Below are 5,923 nucleotides of genomic sequence, written 5' to 3' on the forward strand. Positions count from 1 at the left end.
AAGGCGTGACTATTTTCGTCTATTTTAATGCCTTTTTCAAAGTAAGCATGAACTTCCATGCCGTGTTTATGGGCTTCATCAATTAACCAATCAATCCATTCTTCTTGAAACAGATTTTGACAGCTATTATAACCAAATTTTGCCTGCATAACTTGGCTTTCATACATGGTACAAGCGTTACCCCATACCCCATGAATAATGGTATTAATACCGCGATCGCGATAGTAACGAACCCTAGCCCTAATGGTTTCTTCACTGGCGTTATTTGTGGCTTTATAACGACTTAAATAAATCCCTCTAATGGGTTTACCTTCCCAGGTATTGAGTGGCAATGATGGTAGGGGAGAAGGTGGCTGTATTGTTGGTGATTGTGGTGGTGTTTCCGGTTGTGGTTGTGGTTGTGGTTGTGGTTGTGGTTGGGTAGTTTTCGGAGGGTCTGAAATGTCGGGTAAAGTTGGCGGCGATTGATTAGTAGGAAATTCCCAAGTATTTATAAATGGAATGTCAGCGATAATTTCATGATTAAGAAACCGACCAATGTCTAAGTTATCTCGCTGTGTAAATAGCCAATAACCTCCACCTAAAAACAGCAGAATTACTGAAAAGGGAATACTGGCACATCCACAGCCTCCAGGTTCTCGTTTTTGATTAGACATGATTTGTTAATGAGTGCGAAACTACTTGATAATATCGGCGATACTTTCATTATTACCTAAAAACCTAATTTCTGCCAACTGGCTATATTACCTAGGGTCTGTGGGTTGGCTGGAAATGATGGTAATGGCGATCGCATGATGTATAATGATCATTGATAGAGTCCAAGTAGATCGGGGTCTGGGTTGGGGTATCAACTGAAATGCCAAAACCGTTAGTAACTGCTACACTTTATCCTGATCAGAGTAATAATAATGGTAAAGTACAATAATCCTACACCTGGGGACACTAACTGAATAACTGGATACTCAAAATTTAGTCTTGAAGACTTGGGGGGGGATAAAAAACTATCAAGCTCAATTGATGCGAAAAAGACAGGAAAGCAATTATTATTTGTATGAAAATACTCTCTAACTGGAAATACAACGTTCTGATTTTATTGGCTATATGCTTGGGAAGTATTTTAATTTTTACCCCCTTAGTAAAAACTCAAGATGCACCCATATTTTTATCTTCAGAATCTCTGGGTAATCGGGCACAATTAAGGATTGCGGAAACTGTGCCTGATAGTAATAATGGCGATTTAGGGGTGACTGAAGCCTGGGGAGATTATGATATTATCGAGCTACAAAATCGCTTACAACAAAAGGGGTATTATCTAGGGGAGATCGATGGCATTTATGGGGAACAAACCCGAGAAGCTATTTCTAATTTTCAACTTGATATCGGCTTAGAAAGCACTGGCATAGTTAATCAAGAAACCTGGGAGTATTTACTAGGAAATGCTGCTGTTATTGCCCAGAAAAATCAGTCGTCAAGCTCTATGTCTCCAGATATGCAAAAAATCATAGATCGAGGAGAGTTAATCGTCGCGATAAATCAAGAAGATTCGCCGCCTTTTTTTGCGGAAAATGTAGACGGTGAATTAATCGGATTAGATGTTGAAATAGCGAGAAAAATTGCCAAAAGTCTAGGAGTACAAGTTAGGTTCGATCGCAGTGCAAAAACCTTTAATGAAGTGGTGAATAGGGTTTATAAAGGTGATGCGGATATGGCGATTTCCAAACTAAGTCAAACCTTAGAAAGGGCAAAAATTATTTCATTTTCTCATCCATATTTAACCATGCGCCATGGTCTTTTGTTAAATCGCTTGCAATTAACTCAAGCCACAAGAAATAAAGATTTGGTGGATTTTTTGAGAGATTTTCAGGGAAAGATAGGTGTAATTAATGCCTCTTCTTATGAGATATTTGCTATGGCAAAATTTCCCAAAGCTACGATTATCAGATATTCCAATTGGGAGGATTTAATTAGAGGTGCAATGAGGGGAGATATACTAGCAGCATATCGGGATGAGTTGGAAGTTAAAAAGATTCTGATTAATTACCCCAATGTGGCTTTAAATTTTCAAACTGTCGCGTTAACAGATACCCAAGATCCGATCGCGATCGCTTTACCGTGGTCTAGTAATCACCTGTTACAGTTTGTGAATTTGTATCTAACAATGAACGACAAAAAATATACAGTTAGTCAGTTATTAGAAGATTATTCGGATTTGTTGGTTTCCCCATCTAATTCTCGTCAACTCACCTCACAAAATTAACCAAAATACCCACTGATAAAATATGAATTTTTACAGCGTCTTTAAGCAGTTAGTTAAAAGCCTAAAAAATCCATGGTCGATTGTTCCGGCTATCCTTCTGGGTGTATATATTGGCATTGTTCATCAAGATATTGCCCTAATGTTAACCCCCTTTGGAGACCTATATTTAATCCTCCTAAAAATGTGCGTTTTACCGTTGTTATTTTCAGCCATAACAATGAGTGTAGGTAAGCTAATTTCTAGCCATGAAGCCAATAAATATGTCAAACGGATTTTAATAGTATTTTCCCTCAGTTTATTAGGGGTTAGTATCATTGGTGCAACCGTGGCATTTTTAACTAATCCTGGGGGTAATTTAGAAGATTCTACCCTCGCAGCTTTGGGGGTAGTTGTGAATACTTCAGAGTTAGATTTTGAGGTATCTTTGACTGGTCCAATGCCGGAGACTACAGAAAAATCACTGTTAATATCTTTTTTGTTTAGCTTAGTACCTGAGAATATTTTTGCCTCTCTCAGCCAGGGTAATTCTCTGGAAATACTATTTTTTTCCATTGTGTTTGGTATCGCTATGGGATATTCCAAAGAACCCGCCAAGGAGGACGTATTTAATCTTTTGGAAACCATATTTAATACCTCGAAAAAATTGATTGATTGGATGATTTTATTCTTACCGTTTGGTTTGTGTTTCCTGTTAGCTTCCCAAATGGCAACTACAGGTTTTGGGATTTTGGTAGCTATGCAAAATTTTGTGATTATTGCCATTGTAGCTTTTCTGATTATATACATTATCAGTACCCTGGTAATTTGGCAGAAGTCTGGCTATGGCTTTGGTCGGGTTTTGATGGTCTTAAAAGAACCCACAATTTTAGCTTTAGCTACTCGCAGTAGTTTTACCTGTTTACCTTCTGCTATTTCAGCTTTAGATGAACACTTAAACTTTGATAAACAGACAGTTAATTTAGTCATTCCCCTAGCGATAACGGTGTGTCGATTTGGTCCGGTGGCTTATTTTGCGACAACTTCGGTGTTTGTGGCGCAACTCTATAACTATGACTTTAACCTGTCGAGTTTTGTAATTATCATTATCGCTTCTATTTTAGCAGGAATGGCAACGGCGGGGGCGACGGGAATTTTAACGCTGACCCTGTTGGATATAATTTTAAAACCTTTGGGATTACCCCTAGAAGCTATACTGGTATTATTAATTGCGATCGACCCTATTATTGACCCTTTCCGAACTTTAACTATTGTGCATACCGGAATTGCAGCGACAGCAGCGATCGCCGATACTCACCCCCTACCAACTGAGACAACCACAACCTTAGCGCTTTCTAAAGATACTACTATCGGATAATCGATAACTATTTAAGGGGGCTTGATATTTCGGGGATATTCTCATAGCCAAATGCTAAATCTAATGTCAAATTTGCCAGAATTTCCAAGGGGTCTATTGCTATTAATGAGCTGGTATCCAGTAGTTTTAACACTACAGAAATCTCTGTACATCCAGCAATTAATAAATCTGCCCCTTGGTTTTCCAGCCACTTTACAGCGGTTTTTAAGATGTTAATAGGGGGGGGCAAAATTTGAACTCCTGTGGCTTTAATCCCCCAAATTGGATGGTAAATAGCATTCATGATATCTTGCTGTAATTCGGAGTTTAAAATCGGGGCGATCGCTGTTAATCCCGCCGCCGTTAAACTATCCTGATATAGATGGGCTTGTAAAGTTCCATTAGTGGCTAAAATCCCCACGCGATTAAGTTCAGGATAATGCAGTTTAATAAATCTAACTGTCGCCTGCATAATATGAATCCAGGGAATATTTAACTGAGACTGGACTAGATCATAAAATCCGTGGGAAGTGTTACAGGTAATGACCAAAAAATCTGCCCCAGCCACTTCTAATATTTGACCATATTTGACTAAGCCAGGGGCACAACTTGGCTGATTTCCTAGTAAACTTTGGGTGCGGTCGGGAAGGTCTGTAGCATTAATTAAAAACCAAATCGGGTGTTGGCGATCGCCACAAGCACCGCGACTGGAATTAAAAGCCAGTAATAGCCGTTCAAATTCAATATGTGCTAAAGGACCTAATCCGCCAATAATTCCGGGAATAGCTTGTTGTTGAAAGATTTGTTGACTGTTCATTGAACTTAGGGATAATTAGGACGGGACATTTAATTAAATTGCGGTGGGTTATCAATCGGAGCCCAAGGATTGGATTCTATGTCAGGAGAAAAGGGTGTGAATTGTGTATCTTGTGGGCTATCTGATGGGCTGTCTGATGGGCTATCTGAATCGGGTCTGGGAGGAGGTGCAGGTTCTGGTTGAGGAAGAAGCACCCTTTCAATCAAAATGGAACGTTGAACCTGTTTACCGTCAGTATTAGTGGCTCTGAGAGTCAGGGTATCCTGTCCTGACTGAGGTGCAATGGGATAGGTCAAGTTTCCACGGTTAGGAACCACGCCAGGAACGGGGAGTAACTCGGTTTGTATGATACCAGCACCACTAACTTCCCATGATAAATTTAAAGGTGATGGAGAAGTTTGAGGGTCTATAATAACGACGTATTTTAAGGGAGCATCCTCCCCATTAATCTGAAAACCATTGATTTGAGGAGGGGGAACCGGGCGTGGTCGGATACGAATGCGATCGCTTTCCATAGATGTAGCCATGGCTGCCAAATTCCCCCGATGAACAGGTATTAACTCAAAGATATAATCTCCAGGTTGTTGGGCGGAAGTCGGGACGTTAATACAGGTAAGCTGTTCAGCAGTTAATTGGCAGTTATTCTGAAGTGCTTGGGGGATGCTACCATTAAAAGGATAGATAATTTCGGGGACTGTAATTATTCTTTCGGGGGAGCGCCCAACCATCCGAATAGCCAGCAAATCTTGAGGATTTTGGAGGCTCCAATTTAGACGAATAGGAGTATCTTTCCCAGCCTGATAGTTAGATTGTGCGGCTTGAAAATTAGTAATTTCTGGGGCTAGTGGTGGTTGAATAGCGATCGCATGAATTTGTCGAGATGGCTCGGTTTCGGGAAGTTCGGAACGCTGAATAGCTGTCAACTCAAAATTATAGCGTCCTGGGTCTGGTAGTGGAATAGCCAGATTATTGCAAACCAATTGTTCCCCGGTAACTTGGCATTTATCTTGTAAGGTTTGGGGAATTTGTCCATCAAAGCGGTATGTGATCTTGGGGAAATTAACCAATCCGTCGGGGGATAAACTCCGCAACTCCAACTGTTGAAGTTGGGCGGCATTATCAATCACCCACTGAAACTCAATTTGTTGCTGTTCACCACTACGATAAGTAGAAGACGGGGAAGCAAAAGTGGTTATCCGTGGGGGTGGTGGAGGTTCCCAGACAATGGGATCAGCAGGGCGACTGTCGGTGACTTCCCCCAGAGATTGACGGGAAATGACTTGTAATTCAAAAATATAAGTATCAGGTTTTTCCATCGTGTGAAGCAACCCCTGACAGGTCAAAATCCCATCCAAGTCAACCTCACAGAGACCGAGTAAATCTTCGGAGAATTGCTCAGGATTGACAGTATAGGTTTTCTGCTCAAAATTAACCTGGCCATCGGGAGAGCGACCGATTAATTTTAAGGTTTGGACTTGATCGCCATGGAGAATGTGAAAACAAAAATGTGCGATTC

At 40.6% G+C, this 5,923-nt stretch carries 4 protein-coding genes and 1 pseudogene; 2 read left to right on the top strand and 3 right to left on the bottom strand.

The window, feature by feature from the left end; all coding sequences use genetic code 11:
* The coding region (locus tag B9T16_RS24720) for a family 10 glycosylhydrolase (RefSeq protein ID WP_410246016.1) at positions 1 to 656 on the bottom strand (656 nt) is incomplete at its 3' end.
* Positions 657 to 1,051: 395 nt separating this feature from the next.
* Between B9T16_RS24720 and B9T16_RS24725 the strand changes: the two genes are divergently transcribed.
* The gene (locus B9T16_RS24725) at positions 1,052 to 2,257 is read left to right on the top strand and encodes a transporter substrate-binding domain-containing protein (RefSeq protein ID WP_410246017.1); all 1,206 of its coding nucleotides are present in this window, start codon (positions 1,052 to 1,054) and stop codon (positions 2,255 to 2,257) included.
* A gap of 22 nt (positions 2,258 to 2,279) precedes the next feature.
* Positions 2,280 to 3,611, top strand: coding sequence for a dicarboxylate/amino acid:cation symporter (locus B9T16_RS24730; RefSeq protein ID WP_006619190.1), 1,332 nt, complete (start codon positions 2,280 to 2,282; stop codon positions 3,609 to 3,611).
* A 7-nt stretch (positions 3,612 to 3,618) separates the two neighbouring features.
* Here B9T16_RS24730 and B9T16_RS24735 read toward each other — a convergent pair whose 3' ends face one another.
* Positions 3,619 to 4,407: an aspartate/glutamate racemase family protein gene (locus tag B9T16_RS24735; RefSeq protein WP_006619189.1), complete on the bottom strand. Its 789-nt coding sequence runs from the start codon at positions 4,405 to 4,407 to the stop codon at positions 3,619 to 3,621.
* Positions 4,408 to 4,436: 29 nt separating this feature from the next.
* Positions 4,437 to 5,923: pseudogene (locus B9T16_RS24740) on the bottom strand (hypothetical protein); the annotation flags it as partial.

It is taken from the genome of Arthrospira sp. PCC 8006, from assembly GCF_046480465.1.
Classification (GTDB): Bacteria; Cyanobacteriota; Cyanobacteriia; order Cyanobacteriales; family Microcoleaceae; genus Limnospira; species Limnospira platensis.

What these genes read in the sequence shown, in the direction of transcription:
- B9T16_RS24725 (WP_410246017.1), top strand. Translation starts at nt 1,052, where the DNA reads ATGAAAATACTCTCTAACTGGAAATACAACGTTCTGATTTTATTGGCT.
- B9T16_RS24730 (WP_006619190.1), top strand. Translation starts at nt 2,280, where the DNA reads ATGAATTTTTACAGCGTCTTTAAGCAGTTAGTTAAAAGCCTAAAAAAT.
- B9T16_RS24735 (WP_006619189.1), bottom strand. Translation starts at nt 4,407, where the DNA reads ATGAACAGTCAACAAATCTTTCAACAACAAGCTATTCCCGGAATTATT.